Raw genomic sequence first — 18,547 nt, 5'->3', positions numbered from 1 at the left:
TAAGGCCGCGCGCCTTGCTCAGGCAGCTAAGACGGCCAATTCTTTTTGAAACTCCCGCCGGGCGGCGGCGGGAAGTCTGTCGTTTGTGCCATGAAAATATCATTCTGGCTATCCCCCTTACCTAAAGGAATGCACGCAGCGGATTTCCGCTCAGAGCGGAATGTTGTCGTGCTTCTTCCAAGGGTTGGTCAGTTTCTTGTTTCTGAGAGAAGCAAAAGCCCGCGCCACTCGCTTGCGGGTTGAGCGCGGCTGGATCACCTCATCTATAAAGCCCTTCTCGGCGGCCACGAAGGGGTTGGCAAACCGGTCCTCGTAATCCTTCGCGCGGGCGGCGATTTTCTCGGGGTCGCCCAACTCGCTTCGATACAGAATTTCCGTTGCTCCCTTGGCTCCCATCACCGCGATCTCGGCGGTGGGCCAGGCGTAATTGAAGTCGCCGCGCAGGTGTTTGGAGGCCATCACATCATAGGCCCCGCCATAGGCCTTGCGGGTGATTACCGTCACCTTCGGCACCGTCGCCTCGCCATAGGCGAACAGCAGCTTTGCTCCGTGCTTGATAACCCCGCCGTACTCCTGCGAAGTGCCCGGCAGAAAGCCCGGCACATCAACCAGCGTCAGGATCGGAATCTCGAAGGCATCGCAGAACCGTACGAATCGGGCGGCCTTTCGCGACGAATCAATGTCGAGGCACCCGGCCAGCACCATCGGCTGATTCGCCACCACGCCCACTGTCTGTCCTTCCAGCCGGATGAAGCCGGTGATGATGTTCTTGGCGAAGTCTTCCTGGATCTCGTAAAAATCCCCCTCGTCACCGATCTTCACGATCAGCTCCTTCATGTCGTAGGGGGTATTCGCGTTTTCGGGCACCAGCGTGTCGAGGCTCTTTTCCACCCGCGCCACATCATCGAAGAAGGGGCGCACCGGGGGCTTCTCACGGTTGTTCAGCGGCAGAAAATCCACCAGCCGCCGCACTTCCGTCATCGCTTCCACGTCGTTCTCAAAGGCCCCGTCGGCCACGCTCGATTTCTTCGTATGGGTCGAAGCGCCGCCCAGCTCTTCAGCGGTAACCTGTTCATTCGTCACGGTTTTCACCACATCGGGCCCGGTGACAAACATGTAGCTGCTTTCCTTCACCATGAAGATGAAGTCGGTCATCGCCGGGCTATACACCGCGCCGCCCGCGCAGGGGCCCATGATGACGCTGATCTGCGGCACCACGCCGGAGGCCATGATGTTGCGCTGGAACACCTCGGCATAGCCTGCCAGCGAGGCCACGCCTTCTTGAATACGCGCCCCGCCCGAGTCGTTCAGGCCAATCACCGGCGCGCCGTTCTGCACCGCCATATCCATGATCTTGCAGATCTTCTGGGCGTGGGTTTCCGAGAGCGAACCGCCAAAAACGGTAAAGTCCTGCGAGAACACATAGACCATGCGACCATTGACCGTGCCCCAGCCGGTCACCACCCCGTCCCCCGCCGGGCGCTGCTCTTCCATGCCGAAATCGGTGCAGCGGTGGGCCACGAACATGTCAAACTCTTCAAAGCTGCCTTCGTCGAGCAACAGCTCGATCCGCTCGCGCGCCGTCAGCTTGCCCTTGGCGTGCTGCGCATCAATCCGCCTTTGGCCACCGCCCGCGCGGGCTTCGGCCCGGCGCTCTTCGAGTTGCTCCAGAATGTCCTTCATGGCCATCTCCCCGGGTAATTTCGTTTTGCTATAGGGTCTCACGGACGTGGGACAAAGGGAAATTCGGAAAATTTGCAAACTATTGGCAAGGCATGGCTAGCTAAGTGCAAAATAGAATATTTCATGCGCCGAGCACATTTTTTCTGCCCAGATAGTAGACAAAACAGATCCCCCCGCCTAACTCCCCGCAATGAGTTACGGCAGCAAGGTCCGATTTGCGGACCGCACCACCCCACCGCATGTCTTCACCCTCGTGCTCGTCGCTTCGATGACTGCACTGACGATGAACGTGTTTCTGCCCTCGCTCCCCTCGATGGCCGCGCATTTCAACACCGAGTATCGGGTGATCGGCCTTGCCGTCTCGCTCTTTCTTGCGGTCAACGCTGTCTTGCAAATCATCGTTGGCCCCCTCTCCGACTGGTTCGGGCGGCGGGTGGTGCTGATCGTCGCCATCACTATCTTCCTCGGCGCGACGCTAGGCTGCATCTACGCCCCAACGGTAGAAGTCTTCTTGTTCTTCCGCATGTGTCAGGCCGTTGTGGCCGCTGGCATGGTGCTGAGCCGCGCCATCGTGCGCGACGTGGTGCCGATGAACCAGGCCGCCTCTATGATCGGCTATGTCACCATGGGCATGAGCCTTGTGCCGATGATCGCCCCCGCCATCGGCGGCAAGCTCGACGAGTGGTTCGGCTGGCAGGCCAGCTTCTGGCTGATGTTCGGCTTCGGCGTGACGCTGCTCTGCCTCGTGCTGACCGACCTCGGTGAAACGCTGCACACCCGCAAAGCCCGCTTCTCCGAGCAGTTCCGCGGCTACCCCACCCTTCTCAGCTCCTACCGGTTCTGGGGCTACGCGCTGGCCGCCGCCTTCGCTTCCGGGGCCTTCTTTGCCTACCTTGGTGGCGCGCCCTTCGTTGCCACCGAGTACTTCGGCCTGCCGCCCTCACAGATGGGCTTCTTCTTCGGCTTCCCCGCCGTCGGCTACCTGCTGGGCAACGCATTCACCGGGCGGTTCGCCAGCCGCTTCGGGATCAACCGTATGGTGCTCTGGGGCTGCATCCTCACGACCTGCGGTATCTCGCTGCACCTCTGCGTCTACCTCGCAGGGCTGCGCGACCCGTTTCTTTTCTTCGCCTTCTTCACATTCGTCGGGCTGGGCAACGGGCTGGTCATGCCCAATGCCGCGGCGGGGCTGGTGTCTGTCCGGCCAGATCTGGCCGGCTCCGCCTCCGGCCTCGGCGGCGCAATCCAGATTGCAGGCGGCGCAGCCCTGTCGGCGCTATCCGCTGCCCTGCTCACCGAGGGCTCCACGCCCCTGCCCCTCCTTATCGTGATGGTGGCCACCTCCGTGGGCAGCCTCGTGTCGATCTGCGTGGTGCTGATGCGAGAGCGCCAGCTTGCCGGGTCGCCCGACGCGCTCACCTGATTTGCAAACACTGGCGCGGGCCGTGCGAATCTGCAAAATACCCGCACCATGCCCACGCAAAAGCTCTATGCCGGTGCCAAGTTGCGGGAAATCCGCACGCGGCTGAACCTCACCCAGAAGGCCTTTGCCGCCAAGCTGGGCGTGTCGCTGCCCTATCTCAACCAGATGGAAAACAACAATCGCCCGGTCTCCGCCCGGGTGGTTCTGGCGCTCGCGCAAGAGTTCGGCCAAGACGTCACCGAGCTGAGTTCGGGCGATACCGAGCGCCTTGTCACAGATATGCGCGAAGCCTTCGCCGACCCGGTCTTCACCGACACGCCCCCGATGGCCGACCTCCGCCTGACCGCCTCGAACGCCCCCGCCCTCGCCCGCGCCTTCCTTGAGTTGCATCGCGCGCACCGGCAAGGGCAGGAGCGGCTGGCTTTGCTTGATGAAGCTATGGGCACCAGCGGCCCCGCCCCGATTTCGCCCTGGGAAGAGGTGCGCGATTTCTTTCACTATTGCGACAATTACCTCGATGCCATCGACCGCGCCGCAGAGCGCTATGCGGGCGACGGGACAGACCCGGATATGGCGCTCAAGCAGCTTGAAAAGGCTGGCGTAACCCTTTCGCTCACCGAAGATTCCGCCCTGCGCCATTTCGATGCCCAAGCCCGCCACCTCACCTTGCCCGCCCGCGCCTCCGCAGCCACACGGCGCTTCCAGATCTTCCACCAGCTTGCACTAATCACGCAAAACGATCTGCTAGAAGCCACGCTCGACCTGGCCCGCTTCCAAACCGACGAAGCCCGCGCCATCGCCAAGATCGGATTGGCCAATTACTTCGCCGGTGCTGCCCTGCTGCCCTACCGCGTTTTCCTTGAGGCCGCGCGCGACACCCGGCATGACCTAGAGCGCCTTGCGGATCGCTTCGGTGCCTCCATCGAGCAGGTGGCCCACCGCCTGTCCACGCTCCAACGCCCGGGAGCCAAGGGCATCCCCTTTTTCTTCGTGCGGGTGGATCAGGCAGGCACCATTACCAAGCGGCACTCCGCCACCCGGCTACAATTCGCCCGTTTCGGTGGGGCCTGCCCGCTCTGGAACGTGCACCGTGCCTTCGAGACCCCGGGCCGCTTCCTGCGCCAGCTCGCCGAAACGCCGGACGGCGTGCGCTACATCAGCCTCGCCTGTGATGTGTCAAAGCCCGGCGGCAGCTTCAACGCGCCGGTGCGGCGCTACGCCATCGCGCTTGGCTGCGAGGTCGCGCACGCGCCCGACCTCGTCTATGCCGACGGGCTCGACACAAGCCAACCGGCGGCCTTCGAGCCCATCGGAATTTCCTGCCGGATCTGCGAGCGCACCGGATGCCACCAGCGTTCGGTGCCGCCGCTGGAGCGCCGCCTGAGCGTCAACCACAACGCCCGCGGCCTGCTGCCCTACGAGATCGACACCGGCTAACCGGTGCAGGCAAAAGCCTGCCCGATCACGCAACCAGGTTGAGCGCCGCCGCCACCTGGTCCTTCAGATGCATCCGTTCCTTGCGCATTTCCAGCATGTGCAATTCGTCGGTCGGCTCCACATTGGTCTCGGCCCGGTGGATCGCGCGGTTCAGCTCGTGATAACGCGCCACCATCCGGGCAAAATGCGCGTCATTCTGCTTGAGCGCCGAAATCTCGGCTTCGCGGCCCGGGAAATCTTCGTTCAGTTCATGCGGGGTGTTCTGCGACATGGTTTTCTCCTGTTTTGCCCCCACAGATTGCCCCCGCAACCGTCCCCCCGCTTTGATATGGATCAGACAGCACTCTTGCGCTTTTCCGCGCCGTCACCTATCCCGCGCCGAAACCTGAACGAGACTGCGCCATGCCCCTTCTGGTGATGAAATTCGGCGGAACATCCGTCGCCTCGCTTGATCGTATCCGCCGCGCCGCCAAGCGCGTGGGCCGCGAAGTGGCCAATGGCTATGACGTGATCGTCATCGTCTCGGCCATGTCGGGCGAAACCAACAAGCTCGTCGGCTACGTCGAGGAAACCTCGCAGCTCTACGACGCCCGCGAATATGATGCGGTTGTCAGCTCCGGCGAGCAGGTGACGGCGGGCCTGATGGCGCTCACCTTGCAAGAAATGGACGTGCCCGCACGCTCGTGGCAGGGCTGGCAGGTGCCGCTGAAAACCACCAACGCCCATGCCGCTGCCCGGATTGAAGAGATCACGACAGATTATATCATGGCCAAGTTCGACGAGGGCATGAAGGTGGCCGTTGTGGCCGGCTTTCAAGGCATCGGCCCCGATGGCCGCGTCACCACGCTTGGCCGGGGCGGCTCAGATACCACCGCCGTTGCCTTCGCCGCCGCCTTCGAGGCCGAGCGCTGCGATATCTACACCGATGTCGATGGCGTCTACACCACCGACCCGCGCATCACCGACAAGGCCCGAAAGCTCGACAAGATCGCCTTCGAGGAGATGCTTGAGCTGGCCAGCCTTGGCGCAAAGGTGCTGCAAACCCGCTCCGTCGAGCTGGCCATGCGCTACAACGTGCGCCTGCGGGTGCTGTCGAGTTTTGAAGAACAATCCGATGAAGCGGGCACCCTGATCTGTGCCGAGGAGGATATCGTGGAAAGCAAAGCCGTAAACGGCGTGGCCGCAAGCCGCGAAGAAGCCAAGATGACAGTGATCTCCGTGGCCGACCGCCCCGGCATCGCCGCCGCCATCTTCGGCCCGCTCTCCGAGGCCGGGGTGAACGTCGACATGATCGTGCAGAACATCTCCGAAGAAGGCCGCACGGATATGACCTTCTCCTGCCCGATCAATCAGGTCGCCCGCGCCGAGAAGGCACTGGGCGAGGCCAAAACGGCGGGGGAGCTGAACTTCCGTGAGATTGTGGCCGACACTGACGTGGCCAAAATCTCGGTTGTCGGCATCGGCATGCGCTCGCAATCGGGCGTGGCCGCCAAAATGTTCCAGACGCTGCGCGACGAGAACATCAACATCAAGGTCATCGCCACCTCCGAGATCAAGATCTCGGTTCTGGTCGACCGCAAGTACACCGAGCTGGCCGTGCAGGCCCTGCACGACGCCTTCGAGCTGGAGAAGGGCTGAGCCTCGCGCTTGCGGCCACAGAAAGCCGCAGGCACCCCGCATTAGCGTGCTTTGACGCACCGCCATGTCAAAACCCATTTCGCAACCGTGGCGTGATGCTCTATACCCGGTCTTCGGAACGGCCCGCGCGTGGGCCGCAAACCATGGGGCAGCATGCCAGACGCACATCAACCCGGCAGCCGGCGCCTTCTGAAGCGCCTGCGCGAAACTCTCGCCGAGGCCGGCGAGGGGCAGGAGCGGCTCGACAAGATCACCGCGCTGATTGCCTGCGAGATGAGCACAGATGTCTGCTCCATCTACCTCTTCCGCGATGCCGACACGCTGGAACTTTGCGCCACCGAGGGCCTGAAGCAAGAGGCCGTCCACCAAACCCGGATGCGGCTGGGCGAGGGCCTCGTGGGCCGGGTCGCGCTGCGCACCACACCGATCAACACCGCCGATGCCCCTGCCGAGCGCGGCTTCCGCTACATGCCCGAAACGGGCGAAGAGCGCTATTCCGCCTTCCTCGGCGTGCCGATCCAGCGGCTGGGCGAGCGGCTGGGCGTGCTGGTGGTGCAAAGCCGCGAAGCGCGCGCCTATTCCGATGATGATGTCTATGGCCTTGAGGTCGTGGCGATGGTGCTGGCCGAAATGGCCGAGCTGGGCATCTTCCAAAGCTCCGCCGATGGCATCTTGGCCCGTCACAAGCACCCGGTGTTGTTCCGGGGCGGCACCGGGCAGGAAGGCGCGGCAGAGGGCCGGGTTTATCTGCACGAGCCGCGCGTGGTTGTCACTAACCCCATCGCCGATGACGCCGAGGCCGAAGTGATCCGCCTGCGCGACGCGGTCGACAAGCTGCGCTATTCGGTCGACGAAATGCTTTCGGCTGCCCCGCTCGGCGAGGGCGACCAGCGCCAGGTGCTCGAAGCCTACCGCATGTTCGCCAACTCCAAGGGCTGGCTGAAGCGGATGGAGGAAGACATCGGCCGCGGCCTCTCTGCCGAAGCCGCGGTGGAAAAAGAACAGTCCTCCGCACGCGCCCGGATGGAGCAGGTGCCAGACGCCTACCTGCGCGAGCGCCTGCACGACCTTGATGATCTCTCCAACCGCCTCTTGCGGCTGCTCACCGGGCAGGGGCAGGATGACGGCTCCGAAATGCCCGCCAACCCGGTTCTGGTGGCCCGCAACATCGGCCCCGGCGAGCTTCTGGCCTATGGCCGCAAGCTGCGCGGCATCGTGCTGGAGGAAGGCTCCGTTGGCTCTCACGCGGCCATCGTGGCGCGTGCGCTGGCGATCCCGCTGGTGATCCACGCCAGCCGTATCACCACCGAGGCTTTGAATGGCGATCCAATCCTCGTCGATGGCGATCAGGGCATGGTCCACCTGCGCCCCGAAGAGACGGTGCAGAACGCGTTTCAGGACAAAATCGCCATGCGGGCCAAGGCCGTCGAGCGCTACGCCTCGATCCGTGACCTGCCCGCCACCGACAAATCCGGCGCCACCGTCGCGCTGCACATGAACGCCGGGCTGATGGCCGACCTGCCCTCCCTGCCCTCCTCCGGGGCCGAGGGCGTGGGCCTCTTCCGCACCGAGCTGCAATTTCTGGTCCGCAACTCCGTGCCCCGCCGCGGAGAGTTGGCCGCGCTCTACGCCCGCGTGCTCGACGCCGCGCAGGGCAAGCGCGTTGCCTTTCGCACGCTCGATATCGGCTCCGACAAGGTGCTGCCCTACATGAAGCCGCAAGACGAGCCCAACCCGGCCATGGGCTGGCGCGCAATCCGCGTGGGGCTCGACAAGGCCGGGGTGATGCGGATGCAGCTTCAGGCGCTCATCCGCGCCTCCTGCGGGCGGCCGCTCTCGGTGATGTTCCCCTTCGTGGCGCAGCTGTCGGAGTTTACCGAGGCGCGTGACCACCTGATGCGCGAATTGGACCGTGAAGCGAGGCTCGGCCACACCCTGCCCGAGTCCGTCGAGGTTGGCGCGATGCTGGAAACCCCCTCGCTCGCCTATGCGCCGCAGAAGTTCTTCGAGCTGGCCGACTTCATCTCCATCGGCGGCAACGACCTCAAGCAGTTCTTCTTCGCCGCCGACCGTGAAAACGAGCGCGTCCGGCACCGCTACGATTGCCTGAACGTGTCGTTCCTGAGCTTCCTCGAATGGATCGTCATGCGCTGCGACGCCACGGGAACCCCCGTCAGCTTCTGCGGCGAAGATGCGGGCCGACCGCTGGAAGCCGCCTGCTTCACCGCCATCGGGTTGCGCTCGCTCTCCATGCGCCCGGCCTCCATCGGCGCGGTAAAGTCGCTGCTGCGCCGGATCGACCTGTCAGAGCTGCGCAAGGTGATCGAACTCGCCCGCACCGAAGGCGAGCAATCCGTGCGCGCCCGGGTGGAAGCCTGGCTGCTGGACAACACCGACCCCGAAGAGGGCTAGCGCGGCAGGCCGGTGCCTTTGGCGCGGGATAGGCGCATCACGCGCCCCACTTCTCAACCATGCCCGTAACGCCCGCCCATTCTCCGACGCCCAGCACCCGCTCCGGGTTGGTCGGCGGCGGCATCTGTACGCCGTTCAGCTTGGCAAAGCCAAAGCGCGCGTAATAGGGCGCATCGCCCACCAGCATCACCCGCGCCCAGCCTGCCGCGCGGGCGCGCTCAAGGCTTTCGGTCATCAGCCAAGCGCCCAGCCCCTCGCCCTGCCGGGTTGCGTGCACAGCGATCGGCCCCAAGAGCAGCGCCGCCGCTCCGCCCACCCGCACGGGCCAGTAGCGGATGGCCCCCGCCACGATGCCAAGGGAATCGCGCGCAACGAGGCACAGCCCGACCACCGGCGCCACGCCATCCCGCAGCCGGTAAGACGACAGCGCCTCGCGCCCGGGCGCAAAGCAGCTGTCGTATAGCGCCTCCACCTCCCAACGGTCCTCCGACCTCTCCTCGCTCAGCCCGTATCCGATCACGCCTGCCGCCTCTTCCGCACTGGCAGCCCCCTAGCATGCGGGCTACCTTCCCGCAAACGCCCCAAGGAGAGCGCATGTTCTACACTCCAGAAGACGGCCACGGCCTGCCCCACAACCCCTTCAACGCCATCGTCTCGCCCCGCCCGATCGGCTGGATCAGCTCGCGCGGCGCCGAGGGGCATGACAACCTCGCCCCCTATTCCTTCTTCAACGCGGTGGCTTATGTGCCACCCCAGGTGATGTTCTGCTCCACCGGCACCAAGGACTCGCTGATGAACATCCGAGAAACCGGGGTGTTCTGCGTGAACATCGTCGAACAAGCGGCCCGTGACGTGATGAACGCCACCTCAAAGGCCCACCTGCCCACCGTCGACGAGTTCGAGGCGGCCGGTGTCGAGAAGGCCGAATGCGAAACCATCGTCTGCCCCCGCGTGGCGAACGCCCCCGCCAACCTCGAATGCCGGGTGACCAAGCTCATCCAACTGGAGGGGAAAGACAATCACATGGTCATCGGCGAAGTGACCGCTGTGCATATCCGCGACACCTGCCTGAAAGACGGCCGCTTTGACGTAACCACCTTCCAGCCGCTCTCCCGGCTGGGCTACCGCGATTACGCGGTGGTGGAAAACGTCTTCGAGCTGACCCGCCCTGACGACTGAGGGACAGCCAGGGTGGAGCACAGCGAAGAAACCATCGAAACGGTGCTTGGCCCGGCCGTGCTCGAACGGTTCGATGGTGCGGCCCATCACGCCCGACTGCCCGCAATCACCGTGGGCAGCCGAAGGGTCGGCCTCGCCATCAGCCAGATGCTCCGCACTCCCGATGCCGCCAACCCCGAGGCCTCCCGCGCCATGGTCCGGCGCCTCGCCACCGAGGCCCGCGCCTTCATCGCGCTGCTCGACACCGCCCTGCCCGCCGCCCATGCCGAGATGTCCCGGCTCGGCTGGCCCGCGGATCTGAGTTTTTCAGAGGTGGAGTTTCACTATTCCGCCAAGGGCGAGCCCTGCATCGTGCTGGTGTCCGAGGAGCCGCGCTATCCCTTTCTGGTCGCACCCGATGGCTCGGCCCGCAGCCTCTTCAGCAACCGTGACATCCCACTTGAGGCCGAGGGGCTCCGCGCCCTGCGGCTGCTGCCCTCCCTGCCGCCGCTCCACCACTGGCACTTTGGCCCAATCCCGCGCGACACGCTGATCGACCTGCGCCCCCAGCGGATCGGCTGGCGCCGCGTGCCGGCGTCGCTCTACCTGCCGATTGCCGAAACGCCGAAGTTCGAGCCCGCCGAGCTTGACCCCTTCGTGCCGCTGCTCAAGGGCGCCCGCAAACGGCTGCCACAGTTCTGCGAGGCCCTCGCCCCGCTGCGACACGACTGGGCGGCCGACTGGTCGCACCCCGAAACGGCGGAACTTGCCGGGCCCTTCTTCAAGGCTTTCCCCGAGGCCCGCGAGGCGGGCGACATCCCGCACATCCGCTTCACCCGCGCCCTGCGCCTCGACCGGGTGATGCTCTGCCCGCGCAGCGACCCCGGCAACCCCCATGCTACATGGGATTTTCGTGCCCTGCCCGCCGAGGCGGACCACACCGTATTCGTTGTGCGCACGGCGCCGGACGGCGCGGTGATCGAGGTCACGACCGAGAGCTGACCGGCGCACCTGCCGCGCCGGAGCGCCAGAAAAGATTCAGGGCCTCCGGCGGGGAATATTTGAAGCAAGAAAATGCACAGGTCGGTTCATTCTTCGCGCCTCGTCACCCCGGCCCGGCAGGCGGCAACACCTTGGCTCAAATCGACCGCGCCCAGCCACCGCGCCAAGGCAGGGACCGCTAAATCTTGATTCTCACGCGCGCCTTCGAACGGCCTCTTGCGAACCCCGCCGCCGGGACGGTTCAGAACCAGCGACGGCGGGGCATTTCCTTGCACGGTCATCGGCTTCCCAGCCTGTACCGTAACGCTATCATGGCGCGTTAACCTTAATATCGGGTTACCGCCGCTGTTCATTGTTTTGCTGCAAGTATCACCGGGGGCAGCCCCGCACTGCACCGGTCACGTCACCGCGCCCCGCTCGGCAAACCGCGCCTCGCGCCATTCGCCGCCTTCCAGCACCTCGGCCAAGGCCTGCACCGCCCGCGCCACCTCCTCAAAGCTCAGGTAGAGCGGTGAGAAGCCAAAGCGCAGCACGTCCGGCGCGCGGAAATCTCCGATCACCCCCCGCGCGATCAGCGCCTGCATGATCTCGTAGCCATTCGCATGGCAAAACGACACCTGGCTGCCCCGTGCCTCCGCCGCGCGCGGCGAGGCAAGCTTCAGCCCCGGGCAGGCGGCCTCGACCCAGTCGATGAAGGCCTGCGTCATCCTCATGCTCTTTGCACGCACTGCCCCCATCTCGACGCCGTCCCAATCCTCCAAAGCGCCCGCCAGCGCCCGGAACGACAGCACCGGCTGCGTCCCTGCAAGGAAGGCCCTCATCCCCTTTGCCGCCTCAAAGCCCGTCTCGAAAGCAAAGGGCCGCGCATGGCCCCACCAGCCTGTCACCGGCTGGCGGATGCCCCCATGATGGCGCGCGGCGGCGTAGACGAAGGCCGGCGCACCCGGCCCGCCGTTGAGGTACTTGTAGGTGCAGCCCACGGCAAAATCGGCGCCCGCCGCGTCCAGCCCCACCTCCAGCGCCCCTGCCGAATGGGATAAATCCCAAACCGCCAGCGCACCTGCCGCATGGGCCGCCGCCGTCAGCGCCGCCATGTCGCGCAGCGCGCCACTGCGGTAGTCCACATGGTTCACCAGCATGGCGGCCACTTCGGGCCCCAGCGCCGCCTCCACCGGCCCCTCGGCCAGTACCAGCCGCGCCCCGGCAGCCGCACAGACGCCCCCGGCAATGTAGAGGTCGGTCGGAAAGCTCGTTGCCTCGGCAAGGATCACCCGCCTGTCGGGGCGCAGGGCGAGGCAGGCGTGCAGCACCTTGTAGAGGTTCACCGAGATCGTATCGCAGGCCACCACGCAGCCCTCGCCCGCCCCGATCAGCCGCCCGATCCGCCCGCCCAGCACCATTGGCAGCTCAAACCACCCCGCCGCGTTCCACGACCGGATCAGCCCCTCGGCCCATTCCTCGCGCGCGGCTACATCCAGCGCGGCCAGCGCCGCGTGGCTGGCGGGGCCAAGCGAGTTTCCATCAAGGTAGATAACCCCCTCGGGAATCAGGTAGCGCCCGCGCCGATCGGCGAGCGGGTCGGCGGCATCAAGCGCGCGGGCCTCAGCAATCATGTCCATGCCAAAGCCTCGCACGGCCCCGCCGGACCCGCCAACCTAATGCGCGTCGCCAAACAGCCCCGTCTGCACCGGATAGTTGGCCGCGACCTGATACTCCGGGTCGTCCTCGCTCTTTTCCACGATCAGCCCGGTCTGGCTCAGCAGCTTGCGGCAATCGCGCGACAGGTGGCGCAGGTGCAACTCCTTGCCCTCGTCGATGTACTTCTTGGCCATGCCTTCGATGGCCGAAAGCGCCGTCTGGTCGGCCACCCGACTCTCGGCAAAATCGACGATCACAACGCTTGGGTCGCTCTTCGGCGTGAAAAGCTCCATGAAGCCATCCGCCGAGCCAAAGAACAGCGGCCCGATCACCTGATACACCTTCGCCCCCTCCGGCGTGGTGTAGCTCTTGGCGGTGATCCGCTTGGCGTTCTGCCAAGCGTAGTGCAGCGCCGAAACGATCACACCCACCACCACGGCAATCGCAAGGTCTTCCAACACCGTCACCACCGTCACGAGGATGGTCACGAAACTGGCGAACTTGGTGCTCACTCGCATGATGCGGAAGGTGTTCCAGGCGAAGGTGCCGATCACCACCATGAACATCACGCCCACCAGCGCCGCCAGCGGGATCTGCTCGATCAGCGGTGAGGCAAAGAGGATGAAGCTCAGCAGAAAGAGCGCGGCGGCAATGCCCGCCAGCCGGGTCCGCCCGCCGGATTTAACGTTGATCATGCTCTGCCCGATCATCGCGCAGCCGCCCATGCCGCCAAAGAAGCCAGTGACAGTGTTGGCCGCACCCTGCGCGAGGCATTCTTTCGAGGCACCGCCGCGCTGGTCGGTCATCTGGTTGACGAGGTTCAGCGTCAGCAGGCTTTCGATCAGGCCGATGGCCGCGAGGATCAGCGCGTAGGGGAAGATGATATAAAGCGTTTCAAGGTTCAGCGGTGCCAGCGGCGAGCCATAAAGCCCCTCCCCCTCACCGAAGGGAATGTGGAAGGGCGGCAGCGTGCCCGCGATCGAGGCCATATCGCCGACCCGCGGCACCGGAATGTTGAAGACGATCACCACGATGGCGACAATCCCGATCCCGGCCAGCGGCGCGGGCACCACGTTGGTCAGTTTTGGCAGGCCCCAGATGATCACCATCGTCAGCGCCACAAGCCCCAGCATCAGCGCCAGCGACCAGCCGCCAAGCCATTCGCCCTCGCCCCCGGGCACCTTGAACTGGCTCATCTGCGCGAGGAAAATCACAATCGCCAGCCCGTTCACGAAGCCCAGCATCACCGCATGGGGCACCAGCCGGATGAACCGCCCGAGGTTGAAGATCCCGGCGGCAATCTGCATCAGCCCCATCAGGATCACTGTGGCAAAGAGGTATTCCACCCCGTGTTCCACCACCAGCGCCACCATCACCACCGCCAGAGCGCCAGTCGCGCCCGAAATCATGCCGGGCCGCCCGCCGAAGACCGCCGTGATCAGCCCCACGATGAAGGCCGCGTAGAGGCCCACCAGCGGGTGCACCTGCGCAACGAAGGCAAAGGCCACCGCTTCGGGCACCAGCGCCAGCGCCACCGTAAGCCCCGAGAGCACTTCGGTTTTCACGCGCCCCGCCATCGGCTCGTCGCCCTGCCGGAAGTCTCCCATCAGCCCCTTTGCAAAGGCGAAAAACGGGCTCTTGCCCGCGCGTGGCGTCTCACTCATGGTATATCATCCGGCTGATTGGCTGTTCGCTGCGCTGCGGCTAGCATGTTTGCGCTAGCGGCAAAACCCCCTGAGAAGCCGCTCTGGGCGGGTGTTGCGGCTATTTCGCCCCACAACAGGCATGCGAGCCTCGGCATAGCCCGCAACCCCGGCGTCGAGCCGGGCCGCAAGTTCCGGCAAGCGGCTGACCGGAACGCGCGGAAACAGGTGATGCTCGCGGTGATAGAACATCAGGTAGGCCAGCCGCGCGAGCACCCCGCGCTGGCTGCGCCCGGCCAACCCGCTGCCCTCCGTGCCCTGATGGGTGATCCAGACGGCAAAGAACGCCGTCAGGCACTGCCCGAGCACCATCGCGACGAGGTGCAGCTTCAGCGCGGGCGGGCCAAAGAGCAGCGCCGCCGTGGCAAATCCCGCCACGCAGCCCCAATCCACCAGCAACCGCCGCCGCCAGCGCCCACCCCCCTCGCGCCAGCTGGCCCGGTTCAGATCAACCGGGAAGCGCGGGCCGTATGCGAGCACCTGCCAAAAGCTCATCGAGGTGCAATGCCCCTCGTGATCCTCCGCGCCCAGCGTGTCGGCATGGTGCTTCAGGTGGCAAAAGGCATCGGCGTGGTTCGAGCCAAGCATCAACGCGCTCAGCCCATGCATGATCACGTGGTCCCACCGCCGTGCCAAACCGAGGTTGCCGTGAATCCCCTCATGGTTCAGCCGCAGGCAGCAGAGAAAGAAGACAAAGCTCGCCGCAAGGCCGAGCGGCCAGAAGGCCCCGGAATAAAGCCAGAGCGACAGCGCCAGCCACGGCACCGGCAGGGCGATCTCCACCGCAAATTGCCAGCGCCGCACCCGGGCCAGATCTTGCCACTCCACCCCCGGTGGGGCTCGCTCGATCATTCGCTCTTTCTCCCCAGCCCAACGCCCTGAAAACAGTCAGCGTTGCCTATGGGTCAGCCAAACCGCGCGGCAGGTCAAGCTATCCCTAACCCGGGGGGTTGCAGCTTGGCCCGCAGAGGGGGCCACTCGGCACAACGCGGCAAGGAGAGCATGGCATGAAACGGATGATCGGAATTATCGGCGGCTCCGGCCTCTATGACATCGACGGGCTGGAAGACGCTCGCTGGCTCACCGTCGAAACGCCATGGGGCGCGCCCTCCGATGCCATCTTCACCGGCACCCTCGGCGGCGTGCCCCTCGCATTCCTGCCCCGCCACGGGCGCGGGCATGTACACTCACCCTCCACCGTGCCCTACCGCGCCAATATCGCCGCGCTAAAATCGCTCGGCGTCACCGATGTGGTTTCCATCTCCGCCTGCGGCTCCTTCCGCGAAGAGATGGCACCGGGCGACTTTGTGCTTGTTGATCAGTTCATCGACCGCACAATCGCCCGTGAAAAGAGCTACTTCACCACCGGATGCGTCGCCCACGTGAGCATGGCCCACCCCACCTGCCCCACCCTCGGGGCCGAGGTGGCCGAGGCCGCCCGCGCCGCCGGGGCCAAGGTTCACTCGGCAGGCACCTACATCGCGATGGAAGGCCCGCAGTTTTCCTCTCTCGCAGAGTCAAAGATGTATCGCGAAAGCTGGGGCGCCGATGTGATCGGGATGACCAACATGCCCGAGGCAAAACTCGCCCGCGAGGCGGAGCTTTGCTATGCCTCCCTCGCCATGATCACCGATTACGACAGTTGGCACCCCGATCATGGCTCAGTCGACATCACCGCCATCCTCGCCACGCTGCACGGCAATTCATCCCGCGCCAAATCCACCGTCGCGGGCCTTCCCGCCCGCCTCGGGCCAGAGCACGCGCCCTGCCCCCACGGATGCGACACCGCGCTGGAGCATGCTATCATGACCGCACCCCAAGCGCGCGACCCGGCCCTCGTTGCCAAGCTCAAAACGATTGCGGAGCGGGTGTTGTAACCCCCTCCGCAAAGCGTCTGCTCAGATCACCGCTTCAAACAGCGCCGTCACATTGGCCTCTGTCAGCGTCACCGGGTTGCCGCCGCAAGACGGATCTTCCAGCGCCATCGCCGTCAGTTCCGCGATCCGGTCACGGCCCACGCCCATCTCCGAGAGCTTGCGTGGAATCCCAAGCGAGTCGTTGAACTCCTGCACGAAGATGCGGAAGCCAGCGTAGCCACCCTCAATTCCAAGATAGCCCGCCGCCGCGTCAAACCGCGCGGTGATCTCCAGCGCGTTGAGGTCCAGCACCGCAGGCATGCACACGGCATTGGTGGTGCCATGATGCGTGCTGTACACCGCGCCAATCGGGTGGCTCAGCGCATGAATGGCCCCCAGCCCCTTCTGGAAGGCCGTCGCCCCCATCGCCGCCGCGCTCATCATGTTGGCGCGCGCTTCGATATCTGTGCCATCGGCATAGGCGCGCGGCAGGTTTTCGATCACCAGCCGCATCCCCTCCAGCGCAATGCCCTGGCTCATCGGGTGATAATGCGGGCTGCTGAACGCTTCGACGCAATGGGCAAAGGCATCAAGGCCGGTACCCGCGGTGATGTGCTTTGGCATCCCCACCGTCAGTTCCGGGTCGCAGATCACCACGCTCGGCAGCACCTTGGGATGGAAGATGATCTTCTTCACATGGGTCTCGGAGTTGGTGATGACGCTGGCACGCCCCACCTCGCTCCCGGTCCCAGCCGTGGTCGGCACCGCGATGATCGGCGCAATCGCATCGGCATCCGCCCGCGTCCACCAATCGCCAATATCCTCGAAGTCCCACACCGGGCGGCTCTGCCCGGCCATGAAGGCAACCATCTTGCCAAGGTCCAGCCCGGAGCCACCGCCAAAGGCGATAACGCCATCATGCTCGCCCTCGCGATACACCTTCAGCCCCGCCTCAAGGTTCAGCTCATTCGGGTTCGGGTCCACCTCGGCAAAGAGGCCACGCCCCAGCCCGGCAGCATCAAGAATATCCAGCGCCTGCGTGGTAATTTCCATCGACTTCAGGCCCTTGTCCGTCACCAGCAGCGGCCTGCTGATACCGGCGGCAATGCAGGCCTCGGGCAGTTCGGCAATGCGGCCCGCGCCGAAGTGGATGGCGGTGGGGTAGGACCAGTTTCCTGTGAGGCTCATTTCGTGACCTTCTTGAGGTGGTAGGATTTGGGGCGGGTGAGGTTGTGGTAGCCGATCACCGAGAGCCCGCCGCCCTTGCCGGTATCCTTGCAGCCGGTCCAGCAGAGGCCCGGGTCGAGATAGTCGGCGCGGTTCATGAAGACGGTGCCGGTTTCGAGCGCGTCCCCGATGCGGGCGGCGCGCTGCACATCGGCGGTCCAGACAGAGGCGGTCAGGCCGTAGCGGCTGTCATTCATCAGGCGCACGGCCTCTTCATCGCCGCTCACCTTCATGATGCCCACAACCGGGCCAAAGCTCTCTTCCCGCATGACCTCCATGTCATGGCTCACGTTGGTCAGCACCTGCGGCGTCAGATAGGCCCCGCCGTCATCCTCCGGCAGCGTCTCGATATGCGCCACCGCGCCCGCCGCCACCGCATCGGCAATCTGCGCACGCACGACTTCGGCAAAACGCACGTTTGCCATCGGCCCCAGCGTTGTCGCCTCGTCCATCGGGTTGCCCAGCTTCAGCGCCTTGACCCAAGCCACCGCCTTCTCGACGAAGACGTCATAAAGGCTCTCGTGCACATAGATCCGCTCGATCCCGCAGCAGCATTGCCCGGCATTGAACATCGCGCCATCCATCAGCGTGTCGATGGCCGCATCCACATCGGCGTCTTCCATCACATAGCCCGGGTCTTTGCCGCCAAGCTCGGTGGACACCGGGGTAAAGGTGCCCGCCGCCGCCTGCTCCATCGCCTTGCCACCGCCTACGGAGCCGGTGAAGTTGATGAAATTGAACGCCCGTTCACGGATCAGCGCATCGCTCACATCGTGGCTCAGGAAAAAGTTCTGAAACACATCCTCAGGCACCCCCGCCGCGTGGAAGGCCTTTGCCATGCGCTCGCCCACCAGCAGCGTTTGGGTGGCATGCTTCAGCACCACGGTGTTGCCCGCAATTAGCGCCGGGGCGACCGTGTTGATCGCCGTCATATAGGGGTAGTTCCACGGCGCAACCACGTAGACGACGCCCCAAGGCACCCGGCGGATGTAGCGCTTGAAGGTCTCATCTTCGCCCACCTCGATATCCGCCAGCGATGTCTCGGCGATCTCGGCCATGTAGCTGGCCCGCTCGTTAAAGCCGCCAAACTCGCCGCCATAGCGCACCGGGCGGCCCATCATATGGGCCAGTTCGGGCACGATCTCGTCGTTCATTTCGCCCACGGCGGCGACACCGGCCATCACCAGCTTCACCCGCTCCGCCAGCGGCCGCGCGGCCCAATCCGCCTGCGCCGCCCGCGCCTTGGCCACGGCCTCCCGGGCCGCCTCCAGCGTAAGCACAGGGCGTTCGGCAAACACCGATCCGTCGATCGGGGAGATGCATTTCAACACATCGCTCATGGTATATTCCTTGTTGTTCGGCCCGCTCAG

Annotated in this window: 15 protein-coding genes; 7 read left to right on the top strand and 8 right to left on the bottom strand. The window is 64.9% G+C overall.

Annotation, left to right across the window (positions count from 1 at the left end; genetic code table 11):
* Positions 1 to 150 precede the first annotated feature (150 nt).
* Positions 151 to 1,683: an acyl-CoA carboxylase subunit beta gene (locus tag ACXAG6_RS08505; protein WP_475336991.1), complete on the bottom strand. Its 1,533-nt coding sequence runs from the start codon at positions 1,681 to 1,683 to the stop codon at positions 151 to 153.
* A gap of 190 nt (positions 1,684 to 1,873) precedes the next feature.
* On the opposite strand from ACXAG6_RS08505, the gene ACXAG6_RS08500 reads away from it, so the two are divergent.
* Together ACXAG6_RS08500 and ACXAG6_RS08495 are read left to right on the top strand one after the other, a co-directional pair.
* Positions 1,874 to 3,106, top strand: a complete 1,233-nt coding sequence (locus ACXAG6_RS08500; RefSeq protein ID WP_475336989.1) for a multidrug effflux MFS transporter — start codon at positions 1,874 to 1,876, stop codon at positions 3,104 to 3,106.
* Between the two features lie 48 nt (positions 3,107 to 3,154).
* Positions 3,155 to 4,543 carry a helix-turn-helix domain-containing protein gene (locus tag ACXAG6_RS08495; protein WP_475336988.1) on the top strand — a complete coding sequence of 463 codons (1,389 nt, stop codon included), beginning with the start codon at positions 3,155 to 3,157 and terminating at the stop codon, positions 4,541 to 4,543.
* Between the two features lie 25 nt (positions 4,544 to 4,568).
* Here ACXAG6_RS08495 and ACXAG6_RS08490 read toward each other — a convergent pair whose 3' ends face one another.
* Positions 4,569 to 4,814, bottom strand: coding sequence for an HP1242/YdcH family protein (locus ACXAG6_RS08490; protein WP_475336986.1), 246 nt, complete (start codon positions 4,812 to 4,814; stop codon positions 4,569 to 4,571).
* A gap of 131 nt (positions 4,815 to 4,945) precedes the next feature.
* Here ACXAG6_RS08490 and ACXAG6_RS08485 point away from each other — a divergent pair, with 131 nt between their 5' ends.
* On the top strand, positions 4,946 to 6,181 hold the full coding sequence (locus ACXAG6_RS08485; protein WP_475336985.1) for an aspartate kinase: 1,236 nt from the start codon (positions 4,946 to 4,948) through the stop codon (positions 6,179 to 6,181).
* A gap of 153 nt (positions 6,182 to 6,334) precedes the next feature.
* On the top strand, positions 6,335 to 8,593 hold the full coding sequence (gene ptsP / locus ACXAG6_RS08480) for a phosphoenolpyruvate--protein phosphotransferase (RefSeq protein ID WP_475336983.1): 2,259 nt from the start codon (positions 6,335 to 6,337) through the stop codon (positions 8,591 to 8,593).
* 37 nt (positions 8,594 to 8,630) lie between these two features.
* Here ptsP and ACXAG6_RS08475 read toward each other — a convergent pair whose 3' ends face one another.
* On the bottom strand, positions 8,631 to 9,113 hold the full coding sequence (locus ACXAG6_RS08475; RefSeq protein WP_475336982.1) for a GNAT family N-acetyltransferase: 483 nt from the start codon (positions 9,111 to 9,113) through the stop codon (positions 8,631 to 8,633).
* A 74-nt stretch (positions 9,114 to 9,187) separates the two neighbouring features.
* On the opposite strand from ACXAG6_RS08475, the gene ACXAG6_RS08470 reads away from it, so the two are divergent.
* Both ACXAG6_RS08470 and ACXAG6_RS08465 read left to right on the top strand, forming a co-directional pair.
* Positions 9,188 to 9,772 (top strand): flavin reductase family protein, encoded by a 585-nt coding sequence (locus ACXAG6_RS08470; RefSeq protein WP_475336981.1) that lies wholly within the window; start codon positions 9,188 to 9,190, stop codon positions 9,770 to 9,772.
* A gap of 12 nt (positions 9,773 to 9,784) precedes the next feature.
* Positions 9,785 to 10,753, top strand: coding sequence for a hypothetical protein (locus tag ACXAG6_RS08465; RefSeq protein WP_475336979.1), 969 nt, complete (start codon positions 9,785 to 9,787; stop codon positions 10,751 to 10,753).
* Between the two features lie 398 nt (positions 10,754 to 11,151).
* On the opposite strand, the gene kynU is transcribed toward ACXAG6_RS08465, so the two are convergent.
* From kynU to ACXAG6_RS08450, 3 genes are all read right to left on the bottom strand, one after another.
* Positions 11,152 to 12,372: a kynureninase gene (kynU, locus tag ACXAG6_RS08460; RefSeq protein ID WP_475336978.1), complete on the bottom strand. Its 1,221-nt coding sequence runs from the start codon at positions 12,370 to 12,372 to the stop codon at positions 11,152 to 11,154.
* A gap of 36 nt (positions 12,373 to 12,408) precedes the next feature.
* Positions 12,409 to 13,998, bottom strand: coding sequence for a SulP family inorganic anion transporter (locus ACXAG6_RS08455; protein WP_475337941.1), 1,590 nt, complete (start codon positions 13,996 to 13,998; stop codon positions 12,409 to 12,411).
* 111 nt (positions 13,999 to 14,109) lie between these two features.
* Positions 14,110 to 14,946 (bottom strand): fatty acid desaturase, encoded by an 837-nt coding sequence (locus ACXAG6_RS08450; RefSeq protein WP_475336977.1) that lies wholly within the window; start codon positions 14,944 to 14,946, stop codon positions 14,110 to 14,112.
* 155 nt (positions 14,947 to 15,101) lie between these two features.
* Between ACXAG6_RS08450 and ACXAG6_RS08445 the strand changes: the two genes are divergently transcribed.
* Positions 15,102 to 15,971, top strand: a complete 870-nt coding sequence (locus ACXAG6_RS08445) for an S-methyl-5'-thioadenosine phosphorylase (RefSeq protein ID WP_475336975.1) — start codon at positions 15,102 to 15,104, stop codon at positions 15,969 to 15,971.
* A gap of 21 nt (positions 15,972 to 15,992) precedes the next feature.
* On the opposite strand, the gene ACXAG6_RS08440 is transcribed toward ACXAG6_RS08445, so the two are convergent.
* Positions 15,993 to 17,138 carry an iron-containing alcohol dehydrogenase gene (locus ACXAG6_RS08440; RefSeq protein WP_475336974.1) on the bottom strand — a complete coding sequence of 382 codons (1,146 nt, stop codon included), beginning with the start codon at positions 17,136 to 17,138 and terminating at the stop codon, positions 15,993 to 15,995.
* Positions 17,135 to 18,517 (bottom strand): aldehyde dehydrogenase family protein, encoded by a 1,383-nt coding sequence (locus ACXAG6_RS08435; RefSeq protein ID WP_475336973.1) that lies wholly within the window; start codon positions 18,515 to 18,517, stop codon positions 17,135 to 17,137. Before ACXAG6_RS08435 ends, ACXAG6_RS08440 begins: the two co-directional genes overlap by 4 nt.
* Between the last annotated feature and the right edge of the window lie 30 nt (positions 18,518 to 18,547).

The organism is Vannielia sp. ABF1_015, assembly GCF_056160745.1.
This window is presented reverse-complemented; position numbering and strand designations above follow the sequence as displayed.